Annotated in this window: 26 protein-coding genes; 9 read left to right on the top strand and 17 right to left on the bottom strand. The window is 42.3% G+C overall.

The annotated features are described in order from the left end of the window. Nucleotides 1–79 precede the first annotated feature (79 nt). From CYLST_RS05420 to CYLST_RS05405, 4 genes are all read right to left on the bottom strand, one after another. Nucleotides 80–445 (bottom strand): clan AA aspartic protease, encoded by a 366-nt coding sequence (locus CYLST_RS05420; protein WP_015206700.1) that lies wholly within the window; start codon nucleotides 443–445, stop codon nucleotides 80–82. Continuing rightward, nucleotides 445–714 (bottom strand): hypothetical protein, encoded by a 270-nt coding sequence (locus tag CYLST_RS05415; RefSeq protein WP_015206699.1) that lies wholly within the window; start codon nucleotides 712–714, stop codon nucleotides 445–447. The genes CYLST_RS05420 and CYLST_RS05415 overlap by 1 nt, the downstream gene beginning before the upstream one ends. Nucleotides 715–1,205: 491 nt before the next feature. Continuing rightward, nucleotides 1,206–1,427: a type II toxin-antitoxin system RelE/ParE family toxin gene (locus CYLST_RS05410; protein ID WP_015206698.1), complete on the bottom strand. Its 222-nt coding sequence runs from the start codon at nucleotides 1,425–1,427 to the stop codon at nucleotides 1,206–1,208. Nucleotides 1,428–1,473: 46 nt separating this feature from the next. Further along, nucleotides 1,474–1,680, bottom strand: coding sequence for a hypothetical protein (locus tag CYLST_RS05405; RefSeq protein WP_015206697.1), 207 nt, complete (start codon nucleotides 1,678–1,680; stop codon nucleotides 1,474–1,476). A gap of 366 nt (nucleotides 1,681–2,046) precedes the next feature. Here CYLST_RS05405 and CYLST_RS05400 point away from each other — a divergent pair, with 366 nt between their 5' ends. Together CYLST_RS05400 and CYLST_RS05395 are read left to right on the top strand one after the other, a co-directional pair. Continuing rightward, on the top strand, nucleotides 2,047–3,135 hold the full coding sequence (locus CYLST_RS05400; protein WP_015206696.1) for a reverse transcriptase domain-containing protein: 1,089 nt from the start codon (nucleotides 2,047–2,049) through the stop codon (nucleotides 3,133–3,135). A gap of 3 nt (nucleotides 3,136–3,138) precedes the next feature. Next, on the top strand, nucleotides 3,139–4,014 hold the full coding sequence (locus tag CYLST_RS05395) for a hypothetical protein (RefSeq protein WP_015206695.1): 876 nt from the start codon (nucleotides 3,139–3,141) through the stop codon (nucleotides 4,012–4,014). A gap of 12 nt (nucleotides 4,015–4,026) precedes the next feature. On the opposite strand, the gene CYLST_RS05390 is transcribed toward CYLST_RS05395, so the two are convergent. The 5 genes from CYLST_RS05390 to rimI form a co-directional block, all read right to left on the bottom strand. Continuing rightward, the gene (locus tag CYLST_RS05390) at nucleotides 4,027–4,344 is read right to left on the bottom strand and encodes a hypothetical protein (RefSeq protein ID WP_015206694.1); all 318 of its coding nucleotides are present in this window, start codon (nucleotides 4,342–4,344) and stop codon (nucleotides 4,027–4,029) included. Between the two features lie 12 nt (nucleotides 4,345–4,356). Beyond that, a complete protein-coding gene (locus CYLST_RS05385) occupies nucleotides 4,357–4,581 on the bottom strand; it encodes a DUF6887 family protein (protein WP_015206693.1) in 225 nt (74 codons plus the stop codon). Continuing rightward, nucleotides 4,578–4,754: a DUF6888 family protein gene (locus CYLST_RS36680; RefSeq protein WP_425389078.1), complete on the bottom strand. Its 177-nt coding sequence runs from the start codon at nucleotides 4,752–4,754 to the stop codon at nucleotides 4,578–4,580. The genes CYLST_RS05385 and CYLST_RS36680 overlap by 4 nt, the downstream gene beginning before the upstream one ends. Nucleotides 4,755–4,858: 104 nt before the next feature. Then, on the bottom strand, nucleotides 4,859–7,330 hold the full coding sequence (locus tag CYLST_RS05380) for an ATP-dependent Clp protease ATP-binding subunit (RefSeq protein WP_015206692.1): 2,472 nt from the start codon (nucleotides 7,328–7,330) through the stop codon (nucleotides 4,859–4,861). Between the two features lie 513 nt (nucleotides 7,331–7,843). Further along, the gene (gene rimI, locus CYLST_RS05375) at nucleotides 7,844–8,398 is read right to left on the bottom strand and encodes a ribosomal protein S18-alanine N-acetyltransferase (protein ID WP_015206691.1); all 555 of its coding nucleotides are present in this window, start codon (nucleotides 8,396–8,398) and stop codon (nucleotides 7,844–7,846) included. A gap of 393 nt (nucleotides 8,399–8,791) precedes the next feature. Between rimI and lysA the strand changes: the two genes are divergently transcribed. From lysA to uppS, 3 genes are all read left to right on the top strand, one after another. Next, nucleotides 8,792–10,189, top strand: a complete 1,398-nt coding sequence (lysA, locus tag CYLST_RS05370; protein ID WP_015206690.1) for a diaminopimelate decarboxylase — start codon at nucleotides 8,792–8,794, stop codon at nucleotides 10,187–10,189. 96 nt (nucleotides 10,190–10,285) lie between these two features. Continuing rightward, entirely contained in the window at nucleotides 10,286–11,209 is a 924-nt protein-coding gene (cdaA, locus tag CYLST_RS05365; protein ID WP_015206689.1) for a diadenylate cyclase CdaA, read from the top strand. Beyond that, on the top strand, nucleotides 11,206–11,955 hold the full coding sequence (gene uppS, locus CYLST_RS05360; protein WP_015206688.1) for a polyprenyl diphosphate synthase: 750 nt from the start codon (nucleotides 11,206–11,208) through the stop codon (nucleotides 11,953–11,955). Before cdaA ends, uppS begins: the two co-directional genes overlap by 4 nt. Before the next feature lie 186 nt (nucleotides 11,956–12,141). Here the strand turns inward: uppS and CYLST_RS05355 are convergent, their stop codons facing one another. After that, a complete protein-coding gene (locus CYLST_RS05355; protein WP_015206686.1) occupies nucleotides 12,142–12,414 on the bottom strand; it encodes a DUF3143 domain-containing protein in 273 nt (90 codons plus the stop codon). Nucleotides 12,415–12,470: 56 nt separating this feature from the next. Further along, on the bottom strand, nucleotides 12,471–13,016 hold the full coding sequence (locus CYLST_RS05350; protein WP_015206685.1) for a J domain-containing protein: 546 nt from the start codon (nucleotides 13,014–13,016) through the stop codon (nucleotides 12,471–12,473). Nucleotides 13,017–13,130: 114 nt separating this feature from the next. Between CYLST_RS05350 and CYLST_RS05345 the strand changes: the two genes are divergently transcribed. The 3 genes from CYLST_RS05345 to CYLST_RS35750 are packed head-to-tail and all read left to right on the top strand — an operon-like array spanning nucleotide 13,131 to nucleotide 13,824. Continuing rightward, a complete protein-coding gene (locus CYLST_RS05345; protein WP_015206684.1) occupies nucleotides 13,131–13,490 on the top strand; it encodes a type II toxin-antitoxin system prevent-host-death family antitoxin in 360 nt (119 codons plus the stop codon). Next, nucleotides 13,487–13,690, top strand: a complete 204-nt coding sequence (locus tag CYLST_RS05340) for a hypothetical protein (RefSeq protein WP_015206683.1) — start codon at nucleotides 13,487–13,489, stop codon at nucleotides 13,688–13,690. Before CYLST_RS05345 ends, CYLST_RS05340 begins: the two co-directional genes overlap by 4 nt. 47 nt (nucleotides 13,691–13,737) lie before the next feature. Beyond that, nucleotides 13,738–13,824: a hypothetical protein gene (locus CYLST_RS35750; protein ID WP_245587515.1), complete on the top strand. Its 87-nt coding sequence runs from the start codon at nucleotides 13,738–13,740 to the stop codon at nucleotides 13,822–13,824. 307 nt (nucleotides 13,825–14,131) lie between these two features. Here CYLST_RS35750 and CYLST_RS05335 read toward each other — a convergent pair whose 3' ends face one another. The 5 genes from CYLST_RS05335 to dnaK form a co-directional block, all read right to left on the bottom strand. Next, the gene (locus CYLST_RS05335) at nucleotides 14,132–14,830 is read right to left on the bottom strand and encodes a Uma2 family endonuclease (RefSeq protein WP_041232970.1); all 699 of its coding nucleotides are present in this window, start codon (nucleotides 14,828–14,830) and stop codon (nucleotides 14,132–14,134) included. A gap of 127 nt (nucleotides 14,831–14,957) precedes the next feature. After that, nucleotides 14,958–15,185: a ribbon-helix-helix domain-containing protein gene (locus CYLST_RS05330; protein ID WP_157162529.1), complete on the bottom strand. Its 228-nt coding sequence runs from the start codon at nucleotides 15,183–15,185 to the stop codon at nucleotides 14,958–14,960. Nucleotides 15,186–15,550: 365 nt separating this feature from the next. Further along, nucleotides 15,551–19,213: a tetratricopeptide repeat protein gene (locus CYLST_RS05325; RefSeq protein WP_015206680.1), complete on the bottom strand. Its 3,663-nt coding sequence runs from the start codon at nucleotides 19,211–19,213 to the stop codon at nucleotides 15,551–15,553. 225 nt (nucleotides 19,214–19,438) lie between these two features. After that, entirely contained in the window at nucleotides 19,439–20,428 is a 990-nt protein-coding gene (locus CYLST_RS05320; protein ID WP_015206679.1) for a DnaJ C-terminal domain-containing protein, read from the bottom strand. Between the two features lie 129 nt (nucleotides 20,429–20,557). Further along, nucleotides 20,558–22,609 (bottom strand): molecular chaperone DnaK, encoded by a 2,052-nt coding sequence (gene dnaK, locus CYLST_RS05315; RefSeq protein ID WP_015206678.1) that lies wholly within the window; start codon nucleotides 22,607–22,609, stop codon nucleotides 20,558–20,560. A gap of 327 nt (nucleotides 22,610–22,936) precedes the next feature. Here dnaK and CYLST_RS05305 point away from each other — a divergent pair, with 327 nt between their 5' ends. Further along, nucleotides 22,937–23,785, top strand: coding sequence for a M28 family peptidase (locus CYLST_RS05305; protein WP_015206677.1), 849 nt, complete (start codon nucleotides 22,937–22,939; stop codon nucleotides 23,783–23,785). A 165-nt stretch (nucleotides 23,786–23,950) separates the two neighbouring features. Here CYLST_RS05305 and CYLST_RS05300 read toward each other — a convergent pair whose 3' ends face one another. After that, entirely contained in the window at nucleotides 23,951–24,853 is a 903-nt protein-coding gene (locus CYLST_RS05300; protein ID WP_015206676.1) for a bestrophin family protein, read from the bottom strand. Nucleotides 24,854–25,093: the final 240 nt, after the last annotated feature.

Raw genomic sequence — 25,093 nt, 5'->3', positions numbered from 1 at the left:
AAGTACAATTCTCTTTAGAAGACTTGTTCAAGGCTGTTGAAAAATTAACTCAGTCAATATTTTGAGGATATGCTGGCATTTATAACTCATCAATTGTGACTAAACCGCCTTCAGTAAATTGGATTACAAGTTCATGTTCATCAAGTAACGCAGTTCCTAGTAAAGGTCGCTTTCCTGTAGCAAGTACGTTAACTTCTCTTTCTTCTCCATTCCAGATAATGGTAGCTTCATACATTGGTATTTCTATCCAACTATTATCAGCCAGTCTTCCAGGCATATCATACAGGAAGGGTAAACTCAACAAAGCAACTGCTTCTGGTGGTAGACAAAGGTAATCTGTAAAACCTGTGTCTATAACAAATTCAATAGTAAAATCTGGTATATTTAGCAGTCGGAATATGACATTAACAGTTGCATTTCCATCTTTGACAATGCCAGAAATCACTAAGAATCACGCTCCAGATAGCCATTGAAAGAAACAGCAAATTTATAGCCAATGCGAATACCATATAGTCGCGCAAAGGGATTTTTCTGGCGTAAATATCGCGCTGATTCTAAACCTATTTTATCAACTGCATATTCACCTGTTTCTATATCGATAATTACCATTTTACCGATGTTTTCTTCTGTTTCTACTTGCTGACGAATGCCATTGTCGTATAAATCTCTGGCACGTCTTCCAACTTCTTCGCGGCTTAAGAGAATGGCTTGCACATTCTTAATCCTTTCTGGTGACTGTGTATTAATTGTACTTGATTATCTGTTATGGCTTGAAAGCGAATTTTGCACCCTTGCTTATCTTTGAGTATGTAGGTTGGGTTGAGGAACGAAACCCAACGCTAAGTAGGTGGACGTGAGAGAACCAAAATGTGTAACGATATGTAAAGTTGCCTTGATGCGTTATTCTGGTTTAGTTTTAGCCATTTTGCAAAACGAAATATATTTTGTTTTTTCTCCGTCTACCTACTTAACAGAATATATGTTGGGTTTCACTTCGTTTAACCCAACCTACCACTAACTGTCTATAATTCTTGCCATTCATTATCTTCTTGATAATGTGGCAACATTAATTCAGCTTGTTCTGCTAATATGCGTCGTCGTTCTTCTAAGGGCAACTTCATAAACTCACGACGGCTGATATGCTTGAATTTTACAGGTATTTATATTGTTTCTAGCTGCGTATTCTCTTTATTCATAGATTTTATCTAATAAACTTCATCATGGCTGCCAATATCTACAAAGACAGCATTTACATTATCAGTGAAGTAAAACAGCACCCTCGCATCATAATCAATGCTGAAACTCCAAAAATCTTTAAGTTTCCCTGACAGTTTGTGAGTTCTCAAACTCTTCTCAAAAGGATCTGCTGTAAACTGCTCTAATTTTTGCCAAAACCGCGCTTCTAAATCTACATTTACTTGAATCACTTTTTAAAAGCACGTTTGAATGATGAACTGAAACTTACTTCTACCATCACTCTTCTATCATTTGTTTCAGTTCATCAATATTGGAAGAAAACTTGAGTTCACCTTTTTGTTGTTCTACTTTCGCCGCTTGAAAGTTTTCATATATCTCTTCACGGCGTTCTTCTCGGAGATACTGCTGCAATAGCAGTTGAATTTGTTGTTTCTCTTCCGTGGAAAGGCTTTTGATTGCTTCAACTACATCACTGAAAGACATAACTAGAAATACCTGTTATTGCTTATCTCATCTATCTAACATTTTAGCTATATGTAAGATTGGGTTTCGCTCTCGCTCAACCTAATCTACCCTAAATCTCAGCATTTTTACGGTATACTTTGAGTTTGTTAGTCTGTAAAGTAGTTTACTGGTAAATCTAAATCATCAATTATCGATGATTCCTGAGACAAGCCACCTATATCACTTGCGGGAATAAGTATTGATTTCCGTTGTTGATCCTGCGACGGTGTATTTGACGGTTAGTTTTAACGACGCGCCTAGCGCGTTTAATTGCTTTTCCTTTTCCGAGTAAGCGAGAATACACCCGCGAGTGATATTTTTTCTTAATTATCCATTACGGAGAAAGTGCAAAAAGACTCCCATTTAATTCTCACAGATAGTCCCGAAACTTTGCGGGAGAGATTTTACTCTCTCACAAAACCAATAGATATAGCCCACCTTTTAGGGATTTCCTATCGTCGTCTTGTTTATCACATATATCTTGTTGAACCTGAAAAGCGTTATAAAACTTTTGACATACCAAAAAAATCTGGTGGTATTCGTCAAATATCAACTCCCATAACGGCTCTCAAACTTATTCAAAGAAAACTTAATCAAGTTTTACAAGCTGTATATCAAACAAAGCCATCAGTACATGGTTTTGTGAGTGGTAAAAATATTGTTAGCAATGCTCAAGCTCATGCTAAAAAACGCTATGTTCTCAATCTTGATATCAAAGATTTTTTCCCTTCTGTTAATTTCGGTCGGGTGCGGGGTATGTTTATGGCTAAACCCTATAATTTACATCCAGACGTAGCCACAGTTTTAGCACAAATTTGTTGTCATAACAATCAGTTACCTCAAGGCGCACCAACTTCACCAATAATTACTAATATGATTTGTGCCAAGATGGATAGTCAATTGCAAAGATTGGCTAAAGATTGTAAAGCTACTTATACAAGATATGCTGATGATATGACTTTTTCAACAACTTTACCTAAATTTCCAGAAGAGTTAGCATATATTGTAGCTGAAGAAGAATGCAAAAAAATTGTTATTGGTAATCGGTTAACAGCAGTCATTAATGAGAACGGATTTGAAGTAAATCAGCAAAAAAATAGACTGCAAGTAAAAGGAAACCATCAGGAAGTAACAGGATTAACAACTAATCTTTTTCCTAATGTTGACCGAAAATATGTGCGTCAAGTTCGCGCTATGCTTTATGCTTGGGCTAAATTTGGGCTTGAGGCTGCGGAAAATGAATATTTTGAGAAATATTTATTTAAATCAAGATTACCTATAAAAAAAGACCTCAAATTTCAGCAGATATTGAGGGGAAAAATAGAGTTTATAGGTATTGTTAAAGGAAAAAATGATTTTATTTATCAAAAATATAGTAACCAATATAAAATATTAACAAAATTATCAATTAGTAACAAAATACGCGAGGATTAATTGATGGATACAGTACAGCAAAAAATACTAGAACAAATAAATTTTAATTTGCAAAGTATTTCTCTATATATAGAAAAATTATCCAGGGAAGAAATTAAACTAGATTCTAATAAAATACAGTTGATTGATTATTCAATTTATGAATGGCTAAATATATTAGAAAATGAGGAACTCAAAAAAATACTTGAAGAATATAATCAACAATCATTGAATGATATTATGAATAATAATTTTGTAGAATATTGCCGAAAAATATATCTGCAAATAGAAATTTTGGTTAATACATTTATAATACAAAAATATGGTTATAACAATATTCAAGATAACAATTATACAAAAATACGGAGGTTACAAGATTTTTTTTACCTTGTAAGGGGTGGGGAAGAAAATTTTAAAAAATCTAAATATAAAGATAAAGAATATAAAACGATTACCCATATTATGGATATCAGGGATATTGCAAGTCATACAGATTATAATGGTAAATCACTAGCAGAAAGGGTCGATCTTAAAGGTAAATCTATAAAAATAAAACTGCAAAAACTAAAAAATAATATTTCTAAAGAAGAAATACAAGGTATCTTCTCTGAATTTGTACTTTATAAAAACGGAGTGAGCATTCGCGGCAGACTTGAAGAGGGATATGCATATATTCAACTGTTTAACTTAAAAGATACCTACTTTAATAGTCAACTGGTTATCAACTATATTTCAACTAATTATTCAATATTGAGACATAGGTTAGGTAATTTTGAATATGATCTAGATAATGATCAGCCTCTCAATGAACTTAAAGCTTTTTTTGAACAACAAGATTATCAAAAAATAAAGTATACAATGAATTGGTTTATTCAAGAAATAGGCAATCACCTAAACTAAAAATATTAAAAATCATATCCGTCCACAAGCACCTGTTTCATTGAGACGGAATGTAACAAGCCAACCAGTAGGATATTTTTCACGCGCTTTTTTGTCAGCAGCATTTTCATCAGGATCAATAAAATAGTCACCACCGTTTGGTTCAATCACAATAAACCAATTGTAATGTTCATCTATTAATTGCGGACAAACTTGATCAAAAATAACACGTGCTTTTTGTCCACGAGCATTTTTTTCAGCTTCCCGTCTAGCTAATTCTTCGGGTGGTATTGTAAATTCTGGAAAGATTCTCCCTAGTTGACGACGACGCACAGGTTTTGTATTAGTCATAATTAACCCCCCTTATTCTTCACTTTCAAGTAATTTTTTACCATTACTAAGACTCTGCAAAAATTCAGGATAATTCTTCAAATCATCAACAGATTCTGATGGTGGCATTTCTACCCAATTTGCCTCAGCCTTCAATTTATCTACATAAGTGTAAAATGCCTCTTGGTCATCCCGATGAGATAAAACATAAGCACGTAATTCTTTTGTACTCATACCTTGGAAGTTAGGCTGACTCATACCACATACCTCCATTTACCATTAGGATATATTTCTATCATATTCTCTTCACCCGCGAGGATAAACACATTACCTGTGCGTTTATCAACTCGAACCAGGTTTATAGGTAAATATAGTTTAGTTAGCCAACAGGACAGGATAAATAACTGTGTTTTTTGCTCTGGTGTAGGAATGACCTCTACTCCTCCTCTCTGCGCCTCTGCGCCTCTGCGTGAGACAAAAAAACGGTAGAGAACCGAAATCCTCTACCGCTTATTTAACTTTTACAAATTCCTAACTACGACTCAACACCTTGAGGCAACAATTCACGACGCTTTTCAGAAGAAACGCGGACAGTGCCGGTTTCATCGACATCAACGGTAGCGATATCGCCATCCTTGATGCGTCCTGACAGAATTTCTTCCGCCAAGCTATCTTCTAACAAGCGCATAATTGCCCGCCGTAAAGGTCTGGCACCATAGCTGGGGCTGTAACCTTCATCGATGAGGCGGTCTTTGAAGCGGTCGGTGACTTCTAAGGTGATACCCTTTTCAGTTAGACGACCGAACACTTCTTTGAGCATGATTTCAGCAATTTGTGTAACTTCAGGCTTGCTCAACTGACGGAAGACGATAATTTCATCTAGTCGGTTGAGGAATTCAGGACGGAAGTATTGCTTGAGTTCTTCGTTCACTAAAGAGCGAATGCGGTTGTAGGCTGATTCGGTGACATCGTCAGCGAACTCGAAACCGATACCGCTGCCGCCTTTTTCAATTACTTTAGAACCAATATTGGAAGTTAAAATCAGCAAGGTGTTTTTAAAGTCCACCGTGCGTCCTTTAGCATCTGTTAACCGACCGTCTTCCAAAATTTGCAGCAGCATATTGAATACATCGGGGTGCGCTTTTTCGATTTCGTCGAATAGCACCACGGTGTAAGGACGCCGCCGCACGGCTTCGGTCAGCTGACCACCTTCGTTGTAACCAACATAGCCAGGAGGTGAACCAATCAGTTTACTGACGGTGTGACGCTCCATATATTCCGACATATCCAAGCGAATCATGGCTTCTTCAGATCCGAAGAAGTATGAGGCTAAGGATTTCGCCAATTCGGTTTTACCTACGCCGGTGGGCCCGGAGAAGACAAAGCTGGCGATTGGTCGATTGGGGTTTTTCAAACCGACACGCGCGCGACGAATTGCCCGTGAAACTGCCTTCACTGCATCGTCTTGACCGATGAGCCGCTGGTGCAAGGTGTCTTCCATGTGCAGCAGCTTTTCGGATTCGGATTCGGTGAGTTTGTTCACCGGTACTCCTGTCCAGGAAGCCACAATGTGAGCAATGTCTTCTTCGGTGACGACTGGTTCTAAACCATCACCACCGCTAGCATTGGTCTTGCTTTGGGCGATCGCCCGAATTTCGGCTTTGATTTCCATTTCGCGATCGCGCAATTCCCCGGCTCGGTCGAAGTCTTGGGAGCGCACTGCATCATCTTTTTCTTTTAAGATTTGCCGCAGTTCTTTATCTAACTCTTTAGCTGCTGGTGGCAGTTGGGAGTTAATCAAGCGTACCCGCGAACCGGCTTCATCAATCAAGTCGATTGCTTTATCCGGGAGGAAGCGATCGCTAATATAACGATCAGACAACTTCGCTGCTGCCTCCAATGCTTCATCGGAGATTTTCAGCTTGTGATGTTGCTCGTAGCGTTCCCGCAGTCCAAATAAGATTTCAATGGTTTCAGCCACTGATGGCTCACCTACCATTACTGGTTGGAAGCGACGTTCCAAAGCTGCATCCCGCTCAATGTGCTTGCGGTACTCATCTAAGGTTGTCGCGCCGATGCACTGCAATTCACCTCTAGCCAAAGCTGGTTTGAGGATATTTGCCGCATCAATGGCACCTTCTGCTGCACCTGCACCAATTAGGGTGTGAACTTCGTCTATCACGAGGATGACATTACCCGCAGAGCGGATTTCATCCATGATTTTCTTCAGACGTTCTTCAAATTCACCCCGGTACTTGGTGCCTGCAACCAGCAAGCCGATATCCAGCGTCACCACGCGCTTATCTTCCAGGATGTCGGGGACATCTTTGTTAGCAATGCGTGACGCTAAACCTTCAGCGATCGCCGTTTTACCAACTCCTGGTTCGCCAATCAACACTGGATTATTTTTAGTCCGGCGACCCAAAATTTGAATCACCCGCTCAATTTCTTTAGCCCTTCCCACCACAGGGTCGAGCTTGTTATCCACCGCCATTTGGGTCAGGTTAGAGCCGAATTCATCCAAGGTCGGGGTTTTTGTGCGACCGGATGGGCCTCCTGGTGAAACTTCGGCAGTTTCTCCCAACATGCGGATTACTTGGGTTCTGACCTTAGATAGATCTACACCGAGGTTTTCTAGCACCCTGGCTGCTACACCTTCCCCTTCTCGGATTAGGCCCAACAGCAGATGCTCGGTGCCAATGTAGTTATGCCCCAGTTGGCGTGCTTCTTCCAAGGATAGTTCTAGAACTCGCTTTGCCCGTGGCGTAAACGGAATTTCCACGGCCACAAAGCCAGAGCCTCGACCTATAATTTTTTCAACTTCAATTCGGGCATCTTTGAGATTGACGCCCATCGATTTCAGCACCTTGGCTGCCACTCCAGTGCCTTCACCAATCAGACCCAAGAGGATCTGTTCGGTGCCGACAAAGTTGTGACCTAAACGGCGGGCCTCTTCTTGGGCCAGCATGATTACCTTAATGGCTTTTTCTGTGAAGCGTTCAAACATGGCATTTTTCCCATCACCTGCGTCGTGCCGGTATGCTGATTTTAGCACAGGCCAAGAGTTTGGATGCCTGTATAAAGATTATAGACATCCAAAACCTATCACTCAGGTTGATCGGTTAATTGTTAACTATTTTTTACTTTTTTTCTGGCTACTCTACTGAGGAGGTTGATTTTGCCAGCGTTTTTGGCATTGATTACAAATAACAGACCGCCAGGGCTGAGAATTTGTTAATCTAATCCCAAACATAGATAAATATCATATATACCTTGTCATTGTCAAGAAATAAAGAAAACTTATTAGTTATTTTTATATAAAAAAAACTAAATATCATATATTCTGATTGTAGTCGGCACCGAAAAATTACATTCTTTTGACATTAATGGAGATAAATTGTCAGTTGTTTTTTACCAATGACTAATTAATCAACTGTCAAGAGGACTGACTGAAGCGATGGTGCGTATGTTGCCGAGGCTTGCTCCAGCAAGCTTCCACTGTGCCTTTGGCACGGTGCAACTATCCTTTTGGGATGATTGGGCAACAGCACCCGCTCGCGCGATCGCTAACTATGGTATGCCAGTGAGCCAAAGTTGCGGCAAATTCTGGCTGTTGTAAATCTGAACGCCAAAGAATCAGAGCATCTTCATTATTATCTTGGTAGTAACGCCGTCGCCGCCCAGCCGTTTTGAAGCCAAATTTTTCATACAAACAGATTGCCCCCGCGTTGGATGCTCTGACTTCAAGAGTAGCTCGCTCCAAACCAAGATTCCTCGCTGTCTTCATCAGAGAATATAGTAAAGCCGCACCCAAGCCTTGACGGTGATATTGGGGATGAACCGCCAAAATTGTAATGTGCGCCTCTTCTAAAATTGACCAAAAGCAACCCATTCCCAACAGCCTGGAGCCGGTGAGAGGGGAAAATAAACCAAGCAAATGACTGTTAGGACTCTCCAACTCTCTTTGGTAGCCTGCTAGCGACCACAAACCGCCAAAACAGGCTTGATCCAGTTCCAGCAATTGGGTCAAATGCTCTAGGGTCAAAAATTGAATTTTTAAATTTGATAGACTCACAGTTATTTTCAAGTTAGGGAAAATTAGCCTGAATGCTTCTATGTAGTCAACTACCCGCCGCTAAGTCGTTCAGTTCGGGAATGAAAGGCAGTAGCTTCCGTTGAGGGAAGCTGGCGCGGATCTTGTACAATAAAAGGTGAAAATCGAGTAAAAACAACCGTGGTTGCATTGATGCGTGGCGAATCCAGTAGAACTCCGGCGCAGTGGGAAATTAGCACTAAAACTGCGAATACCCAACGACTGGTAAATCATAGCCGTCACGAGTAGCAGTTTCCAGTTTGGCATGACACGGACAAAGGAAAAATCCCACATTCACGGATGAATCCCCGAAATTCTCGGACGGGGGAAAATTGCTCACACGCGTAATTTTAACAAGGACAACTTTTATTAGTTATGGTATCCACTCACGCCACTGGGGTTCAACATTCTGGTAGTCAGTATTTGCCTCAAAGGCCCAACACCACCGCAAATTTTTCGCCTAATCAGGAACTTCTACCTTTAACAGCCAGAGTTAATCATCATGACTTACTGGAAATTGGTGGGTGTGATGTCACAACCCTAGTTCATTCGTTTGGTTCGCCTTTGTATATTTTAGACGAAGACACCCTGCGTTCGGCTTGTCGGCAATATCGGGATACATTCGGGCAATACTACAAAGGTGAATCTCAGGTATTGTATGCTTCCAAGGCCTGGAATTGTTTAGCAGTTTGTGCGATCGTCGCCTCAGAAGGGTTAGGAATAGATGTAGTTTCTGGGGGTGAACTTTACACAGCCCTGAATGCAGGTGTAAGTCCGAGTAAACTTTACCTGCACGGGAATAATAAATCTCGTGAAGAGCTAGTTTTAGCGATCGAATCAGGTTGCACGATTGTCGTCGATAACTGGCATGAATTACATACCTTGGTAGCCTTGGCGGAAAACTCTCCAGCAATTCGCATCATGCTGCGGCTAACTCCAGGGATTGAGTGTCATACTCACGAATATATTCGCACGGGACATTTAGATAGTAAATTTGGCTTTGACCCCAATGATCTCAATGAGGTTTTTGCCTTTGTCAGTCAACAACAGAGCTTAAACTGTGTGGGGGTACACGCCCATATTGGTTCCCAAATTTTTGAACGTCAACCGCATCGCGATCTAGCTGCTGTGATGGTGCAATGGTTGCGGGATGCGGCGAAGTATGGACTAACAGTGACAGAGTTAAACGTTGGTGGCGGTTTAGGGATTAAGTATACAGAATCAGACGATCCCCCCAGCATCGAAGAGTGGGCAAAGGCGATTTGTGAAGTGGTTCAATCCGCTTGTGCAGTCGAAAATCTGCCTTTACCAAAGTTACTGTGTGAACCAGGGCGATCGCTAATTGCCACAGCCTGTGTTACCGCCTACACTATCGGTTCTGCCAAAACTATTCCCGAAATTCGCACCTACGTAGCCATTGATGGAGGAATGTCAGATAATCCTCGCCCAATTACTTACCAATCAGTTTATCGGGCAGTAGTTGCGAATAAAATGTCTGCTCCCCTCACAGAAACAGTCACATTGGCTGGTAAACATTGTGAATCAGGGGATATTCTGATTAAAAATGCCCAACTGCCAAAAACTCAACCGGGAGATATTCTCGTCGTTATGGGAACTGGTGCATACAATTACAGTATGGCATCTAACTACAACCGCCTGCCCCGACCTGCGGCTGTTTTAGTGGCGAACGGCGAAGCAAATATGATTTTGCAACGTGAAACTTATCAAGACTTGATTCGACAAGATTGCCTACCAGAAAGACTTAAAAAATAGTCCTTAGTCCCTGGTCATTAGTCATTAGCTAAGAACCAATGACTAATGACTAATGACTAATGACTAATGACTAATGACTATTAGAATCCAGATGTCATGAGAGATTGGTGGAAGCAATGGCTGATAAACCTGGGATGGTCACAGTCCTTGCTGCTTGGGACTCTGGATATCGTGTTAGTGCTAGCGCTAACGTACATGATACTAGTGATCATCAGTGAGCGCCGGACACTGTGGATGGTGCGGGGATTTATTGTCTTGATGCTCGCCTCAGCGCTAAGTGGCAGATTGGGGCTACCCCTGCTAAACTTTGTCCTGGAAAAATTGGTGATTGGCTGCGCTGTAGCGATGGCGGTAGCGCTTCAGTCAGAGTTTCGGCGATTTTTAGAACAATTGGGACGTGGCGAATTCCGGCACTTGTTTCAACCATCCAGTCTGGCAGTACCCAAGTCTGATAGTGTGATTGATGAAATTATCGATGCAGTTAAAGAACTGTCTAAAAATCGGATTGGCGCTTTGCTAATTTTGGAAACGACGGGCCCAATTGATGAGCGAGATTTTTCTGTGCCAGGCGTCAAGCTGAATGCGGAGGTTTCTAAGGAACTGATACAGACAATTTTTCAGCCGAAAACTCTGTTACATGATGGGGCGACGTTGATTCGTGGCTCGCGGATCGTGGCATCGGGTATAATCTTACCACTCTCGGGACGCACAGCCTCGCGCCAGTTGGGAACACGCCACCGGGCGGCGATGGGAATTACTGAGCGGGTCGAAAATTGCATTTGTGTCGTTGTATCAGAAGAAACGGGTTCTATTTCCTTAGCGGAACGGGGAACCCTATACAGACCACTGACGATTAGGAAGCTGAAAGAGTCTTTAGAGGCTCGATTGTCGCCAACTGTGGATCGGGAAGCTGTAGCACCTGGTTTGTTAAGTTTGGTTCGTCAGATTGGTGGTAAGGCACTAGCACTGGTTTCACGTTTACTCAGACTCCCATCGACCGCTTCTCGAAATAAAAAATGACTACTGAACAAACTGAACTGCAATCTCTGCCCTCCGATTTAAAACCAGAACTACTGCCTAAGCATGTTGCGGTGATTATGGATGGCAATGGTCGATGGGCTAAACGTCAAGGTCTTCCTCGAATTATGGGTCATAAACGGGGAGTAGATGCTCTGAAGGATTTGCTCCGTTGTTGTAAGGATTGGGGAATTCAGGCACTGACGGCCTATGCTTTTTCGACGGAGAACTGGAAAAGACCGCAGGAAGAGGTGGATTTTTTGATGACTCTGTTCCAGAGAGTTTTACGCCAAGAATTACGGGAAATGGTCGATGAGAATGTTCAAATTCAGTTTGTGGGAAATTTGCAGGCGCTGCCGCGATCGCTTCAACAGGAAATTTCCCGTTCAATGGCAGAAACTAAAAATAATCGTGCTATCCGGTTCACAGTAGCCACAAATTATGGTGGACGGCAGGAGATTTTACAAGCTTGTCGGGCGATCGCCGAAAAAGTCCAGCAAGGTCTACTAAAACCTGATGAAATTTCCGAAGAAGTGTTTGAACGCCACCTGTACACAGCAGGAATTACTGACCCAGATTTGTTAATTCGGACTAGCGGGGAAATGCGCCTCTCGAATTTTCTCCTCTGGCAAATGGCTTACGGCGAAATTTATATCACCGATACTCTCTGGCCAGATTTTGACCGTGTTGAGTTTCATCGTGCTTTATCTGCTTACCAGCAACGGGAACGCCGATTTGGGAAAGTTTAAAGGATTGGTAATGGGTAATGGGTAATGGGTAATGGGTAATGGGTAATGGGTAATGGGTAATGGGTAATGGGTAATGGGTAATGGGTAATGGGTAATGGGTAATGGGTAATGGGTAATGGGTAATGGGTAATGGGTAATGGGTAATGGGTAATGGGTAATGGGTAAAACTATTACCCATGAAACAATTTAGGGGCCAGAAAAAACTGCTTGTTCTATATCTTCCCGACTGAGAGAATATTTAAACGAGCGTTGGATATCTTGCCCATTGTCTCCAGCTTGGATATATCGCACTGTGACTTGCTCGATATCAAGCCAGAGTTCGGCTTTCCAACTAGGTCGCAGCAGATGCCAGCAATGTAGTTCAGCCTCATCTTGTTGACAGCCTTGGTTTTTTAGCCACTGTTCAATTTGTGGCAGAGGATGGTTATACAGCGGGGTTTCTGAGGGAAGTAGAGACATAAGAATTTTGGATTTTAGATTTTAGATTTTGGCAGCAGAAATTTTTAATTTTTAATTTACAGCGGGAGAATTAGTGGCAATAAATGGGTAATCTGCTGTTGTGCAGTGGTGATTGCTGGCAGGAGTTGTGGTTGAAAGGCGGCTTCACCACGAGTTAGGCCGATCGCGATCGCTAATAGCGCACAACCCAAAAACGTCAACACCAGCATAAACAAAGCAAAAATCTCCCCCGCTGACAAAGGGCGATCGCTAGGGTCGAGGTAAGCTGACTTCGACCAGTTATAGGGATGGGAAACAGGATGGTTCAAATCTGAGGGTGCTTGAATCACCCCAAAACGCGAATAGCCAATTTTTAAATCATAGCTTAACCGCCGTTCTGGGCTACTCAAAGTGGCGTAAGCCTCGTTGATTTGCTGAAATTTGGCGGTAGCAATAGTAGCAGGTAATTCTGTAGTATCAGGGTGATAGCGTTTGCTTAGTTCCCGATAAGCACGGCGAATATCGATTACCGATGCTGAGGGATGCAGTCCTAGCAAGGAGTAATAAGTTGGTTCACTACGTTGTACCGTTACCCCATTCTGATTCACGGCTGTTTGAGTCACCTTGCTCAAAGATATTTTCTTATTTTAAATCTTTTGGGAATTGAACGGACTCGAAATAGAAATAGACGGTATAGCATCTGATAAAATACTTGATAAAGCACTTTATTAGATGTGATGAATATCAGAATCAATCTGGAAAATATTCAAACTCTCACCGACTTTAAGCGCAATGCTAAGGACTACGTAGAGCGCATCAAGTCCACAAAGTCCCCACTTATACTAACTGTCAACGGCAAAGCTGAGGTTGTGGTACATGAAGCCCAAGCATTTCAGCAAATGCTAGATCACATCCAGAGTCTTGAGGAAGAACTGCAAAAACTCAAATTGGCAACATTACAACAGGAAATCAATATCGGCATTAAACAGCTTGATAGTGGTGATTATACTGAATATAACGAAGAGACGCTTTCGGCTTTTCTTGAAGATATTAAAACACGGGGACAACAAAAATTGACTCAGAATGATATTGTATGAGCCGATTTCGGATTTCTACTCAAGCAGCACAAGATATTGAGAATATCTGGAACTATGTCGCGCAAAATAGGGAGTTCCAACTAAAAAAATATCCAACTAATTCTTGTGGGTGGGCTTCTAGCCCGCCCAGTTTATTGGACGGGCGAGACGCCCATCCCACAAGATTGGATAATTTATTTGTTGGAGTTCCCATAACTTAAAAGCTGCTGATAATCTTTTCGATAATCTGCGAGAAACTTTTCCTAAATTGGCTAAATTTCCCCAACTGGGCAGAAAACGTGCTGAATTAGCGCCTTTTTTACGAAGTTTCCCGGTGAAAAACTATTTAATTTAATTTTTTATCGTCCAATATAGCAATCCTATTTGAGTTGTGAACAGCAGTATTTTTTTAACGAACCACAGAGACGCAGAGAGGAGGCAGCGCGTTGCGGGGGTTCCCCCCGTTGTAGCGACTGCCGTCGCAGAGGAAGAGAAAAAAGAGATGTGATGCCTACGGCACGCTCCGCGAACACATCTAATTTAGGATCGCTATAGAAGCAGGAATTGAGATTGTGCGTATCTTGCACGGTTCACAAGATATAGAACAAGTTTTTCTGGATGAAGAAAATACAGACCATTAAAAGCGCAACAGCTTACTTTACTTATAAACTCTCAGGGTCAATATTCAATTCTCTTAGTTTTGCCGCTAAACGTTCTGCACGTTCTTTTTCTTGTTCTGCACGTTCTTTTTCTTGTACCCCGTATTCTTCTGGTGTCAACATTAACTGTGCTTCTGGGGTGAAATAACGCAACTTACCTTCATGCACACCCAAGTGTAAATTTAGCTGCTGACTCCACAATAAACCTTGAGGATTTGGTTCTATAGGTTGATATGTACCACCAAGCAAGATAAAACCAGCAAATTCTAAACTTTGAGGATCAAACCAGAAATATTCAGGTGTGCGGAAAATATCTTGATAAATTTGTTTTTTCAAACCTTTGTCAGTGGCCGCAGTGGAAGGAGAAAGCAATTCTATAATTAAGTTGGGATATTTACCGCCTTCTTCCCAAACTACCCAACTGTTACGCGGTTTGTTTTCTGTATCCAACACCAAGAAAAAATCTGGCCCACGAAAGTCTTTGGTTTTAATTTGCCGAGGACTATAGTAAACACTCATGTTACCTGCGGCAAAATAGTTATTAAATTTATTTATATCGTGCCACCACCAATCTAGGCATTTAATTAGTAGAAGCAGTTGTTGTAGATGTAGAGATGATTCTAAGGGTGGTTCGTAACTTTCTATATTTCCTGGAGGAAATATTACATCTAAACCGGGTTCAATATTTTGGGTTACGGTCATAGCTGCAAGCTGGTGGGGATATATTTTTAGCTTAAACAGTAGAAGCCTCTCACCTAGCCGATAGGGAGGTGATGAGATGAATACGCGTGAGTGACGAATTGCCCAACGAGCTTTCATTAAGCGCAGCTTAATCAGTGTTGTTGGGCGATGAGGAATGAACATTTAAATTCCGAATATATTCACGAATAATATCTGTTTTGGTTCTTCCTGCTTGTTTTGCGTATTGCTCTAATATTTCCATCTCCAATTGCTCTACGCGGACATTTAAATTTACTTTTACCATTGGCATTGTAATGATATTTCCATTACAATAATAGTGGATGGCAAAGCAGTTCGCGGAGCGTGCTGTAGGCATAAATGCTGGTCATCTCTAAGCTGTACCTTGACAACTCAGAGTATGGGGTTCTACCCAGTAACAGACACTTCTGTGTCGCCTTCTGTGGGTAGGTAAAACTCTGACAGTACAAAGGCTAGAACAATTTTTGTACTTGTTCAACTGTGCGTCGGGGCATCTCGTGCAGTATAAACAAAGCTCAGTTAATGTCCGACGGGATACCGGGAGTCCCTGAGAAGCCCACACCTACAGCTTGCTGAGGTGTGGGAGTATGTCACGTTAACATCAGTAAACCTTGTTCAACCCAACATACATCTAGTAACGAATAATTGTTGGTTACATCCTCATCTTAATCCTGAAAATCCTCAAATCCAGAAAATCCTGATTTAGACTTCCCCAGGATCAAACACCCACCCATCCCCAATAATTGCCTCTATCTGTTGATTGAGACGCGGGATAAAGTATTGAGGATCACTCAACTGTTCCTCCACAAACCAAGCATCAAAGGCTTCTTGGGTTTCAATACCTTGGTCAGATGCAGCACCTGATAAAATCTTCAAACTACGATATTCCAATTCCTTTAACTGTGGATGCTCACCCCCTCGCATCTGACAGAAAAACATCGCCGTTGCACCCAGCAAACCTTGCATTTCATTACCTTGGGGTAGTTTATAGTACATGGCTTCCACGGTATTGACAGTATTATGCAAAGGTACTTGAATCCGCAGGCACAACCATACAGCTTGGGCAAGGTAGATGATACCGTTGGTTTCCGCAGCTACACCTAAATTTTTCAGAACCTGCCGTAAATTGAAATAAGCGCTGACTTGCGCGAGTAATTGGGCGGATTGCAGATTAAGTTCTAACTGTTGGGTTTTATTTCCCCTTTGCCCTTCCCAATAAGCCATATTTGACAGTGTAGCGGCTTTCCCTCGGACATCGTTGATGCTTTGGTGAATCTCCAAAGATTGCTGGTAAAGTGCGATCGCCCCAGCTATGTCTCCCTGTGTCGCTTTTAATCCTGCCATGTTGTGCAGTGTAGCGGCTTTCCCTTGGACATTTTTGATACTTTCCTGAATCTCCAAAGATTGCTGGTAAAGAGGCAAAGCCCCGGCTATGTCTCCCTGTGTGGCTTTTAAATTTGCCATGTTGTGCAGTGTAGTGGCTTTCCCTTGAACATTGTTGATGCTTTGGTGAATCTCCAAAGATTGCTGGTAAAGAGGCAAAGCCCCAGCTATATTTCCCTGTGTGGCTTTTAAACCTGCTATTTGGTGCAGTATACTGGCTTTGGTTTTGACATCGCTGATGCTGTCGATAATCTCCAAAGATTGTTGGTAAAGAGCCAAAGCCCCAGCTATATCTCCCTGTGTCGCTTTTAAATTTGCCATACTTGCCAATGTAGCGGCTTTACCTTGGACATCGTTGATGCTATTGGTAATCTCCAAAGATTGTTGGTAAAGAGCCAAAGCCCCAGCTATATCTCCCTGTGTCGCTTTTAAATTTGCCATTGCATGAAGTGTAGCGGCTTTTCCTTGGACAAAGTTGATGCTGTTGTCGGTAATCTCTAAAGATTGCTGGAAAAGAGCCAAAGCCGCAGCTATGTCTCCCTGTGTTGCTTTTAAATTTGCCATGTTGTGGAGGATGGAAGCTTTTTCTTTTAAATCATTCTCTGGACAAAGTTTTAAAGCTTGTTGAAAATGACTCAAGGCTGAATTAAAACCCAACGTTTCTTCCGCCCTGGCAATAGTTCCTAAAATCCGGTAATCTTCCCCTAATTGGAGAATTTCTTGGCATAGTTCCCACGCTTCCCGAAATCGGCTAGTATTCACCCAACGATTTGCGATTATATCTCCCACCGTCATCGCGATTTCTTGTTCTTGTGCCAGCACTGCTAACCTGACAATTTCTCTTGCTTGTTCTTCATTACGCTTATCTGATTCTTCCCACCAAGTTTGATAAATTGTTCTAGTTGCTGCTTGGCGTGTTGTTTGCCATTCGGCTTCAGTTAATAGCGGTTGCAGTAGGGGTGCTAAAATTGTCGTCACCCGATACTCAACATTTTGCCCGGCATATACCGTCGCTGATTCCACCAAACTCAGACTTGTCAGGGAATGTAGAGACGTTTCATGAAACGTCTCTACACTTGTAAAATAGAGGTTTTCAATAATTTCCCTCTGCACCGGCAAGTGAAACACACTCAACCTAGCCAGCAACTTTTTTTCCTCTTCTTTCAACCCACTCAACAAAGTTTCTGCCAGAATATTTTCCCGAAACTTTAACTCTATATTCTCCAACTTAGTTAACAACTCATCTGCTGCTAAACCTGGTTGTTGCAATACCTCTACCAACCACTTTAATAAGCGGGGGTTCCGAGATGCAATCTTGGAAATTCTCTGTGTTCTGGCTTGTAGCTGAATTTGTCTATCCCAGCCGCGATAAATTTTCTCAATATCGCTTTCACCCATCCCCGCTAAAGTTTCCAAATGTAATCTATGGGGTGGTAATGTGTCTGCTTGCAAATAGCGACAGGTGACAATTAACCGACTTTCGGCTTGATTTTCTGCCAAAGCTGCACACACAGCCTCTAAAACTCGATAAGCATCTGTAGTCATCCGCAAACTACCATCTGCAATGTTGGATTCAGGAATATTCTGCTCAAAGTCATCCAAAACCAACAATAAAGGCTGATCTAATTCGTCTTCAATGTGTTCAAAAAAATTCTGTAACCGCCCTTTCAAAGATGGAACATTTGGATCATTTAACAACGCAGGTACGCCAGAAAACCTTTCATACTTACTCGCCAGTTTACCAATTAACTTGATTTCATCCACTGGCCCAATTAATACCACCCGCTGAAAATTATCCCGTTGGGACTGTACCCGTGTACACAACCGCGCAGCTAAGGAACTTTTACCTAAACCGCCCATTCCCGCAATAAATACCCCAATTTCGTCGCCAGTTTGCCGTAAAGCCTTTAAACCACGCTGCAAGGCACGTCTGCGCCCGACAAATTCCCCCCGACTGGCAACTTTAACGATGTTATTTTCATCTAAAAATTCGTTTTCTGGTGGGTTAAATTTCAGTTTCTCCCGCTTTTTGGTATTCAGTGGAGTTACCAGTTTGGCAATTAAGCGCGTATCCCGATAAATCCTTAATAAATGCCAATCACTGCGATTTTGGGCAATCATCTCTTGTTGTGCGGCTTTGACTGCTGCTTCTACGGTTTCTCCCGTCGCTAAAGCTTGATAAAGTGTCTGTGCTGCAATAATACCTGTGCGATCAAAAACGGGACGCGCCCAGCCCAAAACCACAGCCGCCCCGGCTTTTACCAATGCTTCAGCCATTGAGGGAACTGTACCTTGATTGGCAATTTGTCCGGTGTGACAGCCGGAAAGAAATACTACTCGTGGGAATCTGTTTTTAAAGGCTTTTGCTAAATCATCAACGGTAGTAAATGCCATATTTCCCAGTTCATCTTCTGTGATGAAACAGGGGGTATGTTCTTCAATTTCCTTACCTGGGGGCAAATAACCACCATAAGCTGCATTTGTATAAATTACGCCATGTCCCGTTAAATGGAACACGTCAAAATAATCTTCAGCGTAGGAGTTGACTAAATTACCTAATTCTGCAACCGAACCGCTTTCTTCCACAACTAAGGCTAAAGGCTGGTCTTTTGTCGCTTGGAGAATATTTGTTTCTTCTTTTTCAAATTGTAATAAGGCAATACCTGGATGTTCTGGAGAAGTTGCCATAAATAACAGCCGCAATGGGCGATTTTGCTCACCCAAAATACTGCTATTCTCTTGTTTGACTTTCCTGACTGGTAAAACATTCAGTAAAAAGTCTGTGTCATTATGTAATAATTCCCAAGGCAAATGCGCTAAACCCAAGGCTACAGGCTTTGTTTCTGAGTTTAAACCCTGTGCTTCACTGGTTTTAATTAAATCTAAATATATTCTTTTATCTGCGCTTTCACTTAATGCTCGACGTAACCATCCTTCTTTCCCATCTAACCAGGAATATAGTTTGCGTCCAATTTCTCGCAATATTCTTATATCATCGTCTTCTTGGGAATAGTAATTTTCTTTACACTGTTTAACCTAATTCATGAGTATCTAAACAGCGTGTACCATAATCGCAACGCAGTTCAAAGGTTTGGTTTTGGCTGGGGGAAAAGGTGAAGGTAAGAGGCATGGCAAGAGTACACAAGTGCCTAAGTAGTAACTATAGTTACCTTCACTATAATATTGTTTGATTTCGTGAACGGGTAATTAAATTAAATCAGCGCGGGGTTTAAAGGTTTCAATTTCCCGAATTTTTTCGTAAAGTTCCCGTTCTTCAGGACTAATATTTTTAGGTGTAACTATCTGAACTTCTACTAATTGGTCGCCACGTTTACCGTTTTCGCTGGGGTAGCCTTTATTAGAGAGGCGAAATCTTTGACCAGACCTAACACCTGGGGGAATTGTCATTTTCACCGGGCCATCGAGAGTTGGCGCTTCTACCTGTCCGCCTAAAGTTGCTTCACTGGGAGTCACAGGCACCAGACAAAAGATATTTGCCCCTTCTAGCTTAAACAAAGAATGAGGCTCGACTGTAATTTTTAAGTACAAATCGCCGCCACCAATGCCTTGGTTTCGCAGGCGGATGGTTTGACCTGTTACCATAGCTGGGGGCATAGTCACTTCTAGCGATCGCCCATCTTCCAAACGAATGCGCTCATTACCACCTTGATAAGCTTTTTCTAGTGGCAAAGTCAACCTGGCTTCGATATCTCGACGGGTGGCGCGGGGTGGGGTGTTAACTGTGTATTCAACTTTTGTCGTTCTGGGGGCGCGAAATGGATCGGTAGTAGTGCTACTTCCCGGATTTCTAGTTTCTTTGCGACTGCTAACACCAATTACTTGATTAATAAAGCTTTCAAAATCAGAAAACTGGCTAGGATCTACGTCATTACCATTACGACCGTTAGAGCGATTTTCCCAATCTTTAGACTTTGGTGTTTTGTTACCTGCAAAGCCTTTTTGCTTCCAGTAGCGGCTAAATTGGTCATAATGCGCCCGTTTAGCTGGGTCAGAAAGGATTTCATAAGCCTCACCGATCACCTTAAATTTTTCCTCTGCTTCTTTATTTCCTGGATTCAGATCGGGGTGAAATTGCCTTGCTAACCGCCGATAAACCTTTTTAATTTCCTCGCTAGAGGCATCTTTAGAAATTCCCAAAATCTCATAGTAATCGCGAAAGTTCTGCAAATTTTGCATAGTTAGTTATTTAAATTTAGATTTTAGATTTTAGATTTTGGTAATGGGTACTGTCATTTTTGGCTTTGGGATTTTAGATTCAAGATATTCAATCCAAAATCTAAAATCCTGGCATTGAATTGGCAACTACTACAACCAATCGTCGTCATCATCCCAGTTATCTTGGTAGCTGGGACGGGGTTTGCGTGCAGGACGGCTGTCATAGGAGGAGGAACGACTGTCCCTGCTATAGTCCTTGTTACCATAATCCTTGCTGTAGGCATCCCGTTCTCGATATGTATCTCTTGGTAGATCCCGTTCCCGTTCTTTGTCACCAGTAAAGATTTCCCGGATAGTTCCAAACAAATCTTCTTCTTCATCCTCAGCATAATACTCGCGGACTTCCCGGTTTAGCTCATACAGAGCATCTTGCAGGTCAGCGTAAGCTTGGTCAATCCCGCGATCGTCATTTTGCTGTAAACTCTCACGCAGTTCTCGGCAAATATTATCAATCCTTTGGCGGCGGTTACGGGCGAACTGCATCCCCATTTCCAGCGCTACTTCTCTGAGTTGTCGTTCTGCTTGTAAAATCATCGCCTCAGCACGAGTGCGCTTTTCTACCCGTTCTTTCCGTTCCCGGTCAACGTCGGCGAATTTCTGGGCATCCTGAATCATCCGATTCACTTCCGACTCACTCAAGGTAGACGCGCCTTGAATTGTGATGGTTTGCTCTCGTCCAGTGGTGCGATCTAGGGCTGTAACCTGTAAAATTCCATTGGCATCGATATCAAATGATACTTGGACTTGGGGGATACCCCGTGGCGCTGGCGGAATACCATACAGCTTGAAACGTCCTAATGACTTGTTATTTGCTGCCATTTCCCGTTCGCCCTGGACTACGTGGATTTCCACAGTGTTTTGGTTATTTTCCGACGTAGAAAAAATATCAGAACGGCGTACTGGTATGGTTGTGTTGCGAGGAATCAGTTTTTTCATGACGCCGCCGATGGTTTCCAATCCCAAAGATAGGGGCGTGACATCCAAAAGCAGCACATCCTTGAGTTCACCAGCGAGAATACCTGCCTGAATCGCTGCACCCACGGCTACCACTTCATCGGGGTTGACGTTTTCGTTGGGTTCTGTGCCAATCAAGTCTCGCACTAGCTGCTTGACCATTGGCATGCGGGTGGAACCACCAACTAGGACAACTTCTTCAATATCTGCGGGTGAAAGACCAGCATCTTTCAGTGCCCTTTTGACTGGAGTCCGCAACCGCCCTACCAAGTCACCGCACAAACCCTCAAACTGCGATCGCGTCAAACGAGTTTCTAAATGCTTGGGGCCATCTTCAGTGGCGGTGATAAAAGGTAAGTTAATATCGGTGACGCTGACAGCAGAAAGTTCTATTTTGGCTTTTTCTGCCGCTTCCATTAGACGTTGTAAAGCTTGGCGATCGCGTCTTAAGTCTACAGCTTCCGCTTCTAGAAATTGCTCTGCCAACCAATCCACTATTTTTTTATCAAAATCATTACCACCAAGCTGCGTATCTCCACTGGTGGCTTTAACCTCAAACACCCCATCACCCACCTCCAGAATCGACACATCAAAAGTGCCACCGCCCAAATCAAATACTAAAATCGTTTCCGTATCACCCCGATCCAAACCATAAGCCAAAGATGCCGCAGTCGGTTCATTCAGAATCCGCAACACCTCCAACCCAGCAATTCGCCCCGCATCCCGCGTTGCTTGCCGCTGAGAATCATTAAAATAAGCAGGAACAGTAATCACTGCCCCCGTCACTGGTACACCCAAGTAACGACTGGCATCGTCTGCCAATTTCTTGAGAACCATAGCCGAAATTTCTTCTGGGGCGAATTCCTTATTGAGACGGGGACAGGCAACTCGAATATTCCCCACTTCGTCTTTGCGGATAGTGTAGGGTACACGCTTAGAATCTGGACTAAGTTCGCCATACTTCCGCCCAATAAAGCGTTTGACTGAAAAAAAAGTATTTTGAGGATTCAGGACGGTTTGCCGTCGTGCCATTTGCCCAACTACCCTTTCGCCTTCTTTGCTGAAGCCAACGACTGAGGGGGTTGTTCGCATTCCTTCGGCATTGGCGATCACCACCGGCTTGCCACCCTCCATCACGGCGACTACTGAGTTGGTTGTACCCAAGTCGATGCCGACTACCTTGCCCATGCGTTACTCTTCTCCTAGCGTGTCTTATATATTTATGATCATTGGGCGGAACTACCTCTAGCTTGGTGCTAAATGATGAAACCTCCTCAATGGTATAATACTCATCATCAAGGCAGGAAGGGTCGGAATAGAAGCTTGAGGAGCTACTTGCAAGTCTAGGATAACATTGACAATGGTTGAGTGTGCCGAAGTAGCTGCAAATCTTGTACTCCAGTACCTTGATTCACAAGATATGACCAATGAAAAATTCAGACTGATAACACCTGCTTTGCCCTTGCCCCCGTCCTGAAAAACATTGCGATTGCGAATAAATAATAGTTTAAACATTTGAATTTAAAAGAGCGATTACAAACTCATCTGAGTGCGATCGCGCGGGAACGCGATCCTTACATGGCGACAGCCGGACACTTTTTTGTCCAAGAATACATTCGCCAACAATTTGTCCAATGGGGAAGTGTGGAAATCCACACCTTTCAAGTTAGGGGCAAAACCTGCAAAAATCTCATTTTAAATTTACCTTCCCAAGCTAGAGGCCAAAAGCGGGATTTACCACCTATTTTAATTGGTGCTCACTATGATGGCGTACCTGGAACCCCAGCAGCTGATGATAATGCCACAGGTGTAGCAGTTTTGTTAGAATTTGCCAGAAAGTTTGCTACCGTTCCTGCTAGATATCCCTTACGACTGGTGGCTTTTGACATGGAAGAATACGGTTTACTTGGTAGTACTGATTATGTAAACCTATTGCGCCAACAACAGCAACCCCTACGCTTAATGATGTCTTTAGAAATGCTGGGCTATTGCGATTCTACTCCTGGTTCCCAAAGTTACCCACCTTTTTTAGAACGCTTTTACCCAAATCGTGGCGATTTTATCGCTTTAATTGGGAATTGGCGGACATTGGGTGATTTAATTGGCCTGAGTCGGAGTATTCGCAAAGCTGGTGTATCTAGTCAGTGGCTACCAGCACCCAATAAAGGTTTAATAGTTCCCCAAACCAGGCTAAGTGATCATGCTCCTTTTTGGGATGCGGGTTATCCAGCAATTATGGTGACAGATACAGCTTTCCTGCGAAATCCGCATTATCACCAACCCAGCGACACGATTGCTACATTAAATTTAGATTTTCTCACAGGTGTATGCGAGGGGTTAGAAATTGGCATTAGAAGTTTATGAATATTGAGTTAGTTTTCAGCATTCAAGCATCAGCAAAGTTTTAGCCGATAATATCTGCCTATTTCAACTTGACAGAAGTACTGAGCAAAGACTTAGAAAAATATGAGAAATTTATTCAAGAAGTATTTTCAATACTAGAAAAATTACTGGTTACGGATACTTGATTCATATATTTTTTGTATATGACTGTGCGCTGGGGGTAAGGCTGATTAAATCGCTAATATTACGTTTTATTGTGTTGCAAATTGTATCTAGGGGCAAGTGGTAAGAATTATAGCCAAAGGGGTTTTCTATTTCTAACCCTATCTCTTCAATGCCGAACAAAGTAAACCCAACTAAAGCAACAGCTAAACCTGTCCACCAATTGAGATTTTCTACTATTTGAAATGGTAGTAGAAAGCAATATAGTAACAATAATTGCTTAAGCAAAATCCCATAAGCTACTGGCAGCGGTGTTTTTAAAATCCGTTCGCAAGCTCCTAAATTATCCACCAGATTATTCAATAATTCTTGCATAGCTGTTAACTGGTGGATATTTATCCGGCTTCTATTGTATTGCTGCTGTAAATAATCTCCAATCCAGAAAGCTACTTCTAGAGGAGAAAAATTCATACCCTTGAGCTTGTGATATTTAGAAGATGGCATCAATTCTTCTAACTCCTTGTTGATGTTTTCTCCCCGTAAATGCAATTTTGTTGTCACTGCAAAAGCTACCAATAACCGCAAGGCTAAAATTTTCTGCTCTCTATCTTCTGGGGTGATTTCATCAATGGATATCCAAATTTGCCGCGCTAGATTTCGGACATTATTTACTATAGAACCCCAGCATTTTCTGCCCTCCCAAAAGCGTTCATAAGCCGTATTTGTGCGTAATACCAGTAATAAACCTAAAACAATACTGGGAATAACGCTTCCTAAAATCGGTTGGGATACAGGTAGCTCAAAATAGTAGAGTATAGAAACAATACCACCAAATTTTCCACACAGTAAAACTCGGAGAGAAATAGCTGTCAATACCGGGCCTCTAAGTTGCAAAGCTACTTGAAACCATTGTAATTTTTCAGACATGTTGCAGTTACCCTAAACGGAATCTGTAGTGAACCGACAGAGTGAACACCTGATTATGTACAAATATTAACTCTATAATTAGCACAAGTGCCAACCATAGATCCACTCAGCAGTTGCATTCATGTAATTCCTGTCTGTTGGCGTCCTCTCCAGGGCTGATATTTGCTTACAGATATTTGTTTAGGGGTGGTAAATTAGGATTAGACTAATTATGAATGAGAATTATCCTGGTGTTTGATA

The sequence above is a fragment of the Cylindrospermum stagnale PCC 7417 genome (genome assembly GCF_000317535.1).
GTDB classification, from domain to species: domain Bacteria; phylum Cyanobacteriota; class Cyanobacteriia; order Cyanobacteriales; family Nostocaceae; genus Cylindrospermum; species Cylindrospermum stagnale.
Note: the sequence above shows the minus strand (reverse complement) of the source record. Positions and strands in the feature narration are given on the sequence as shown.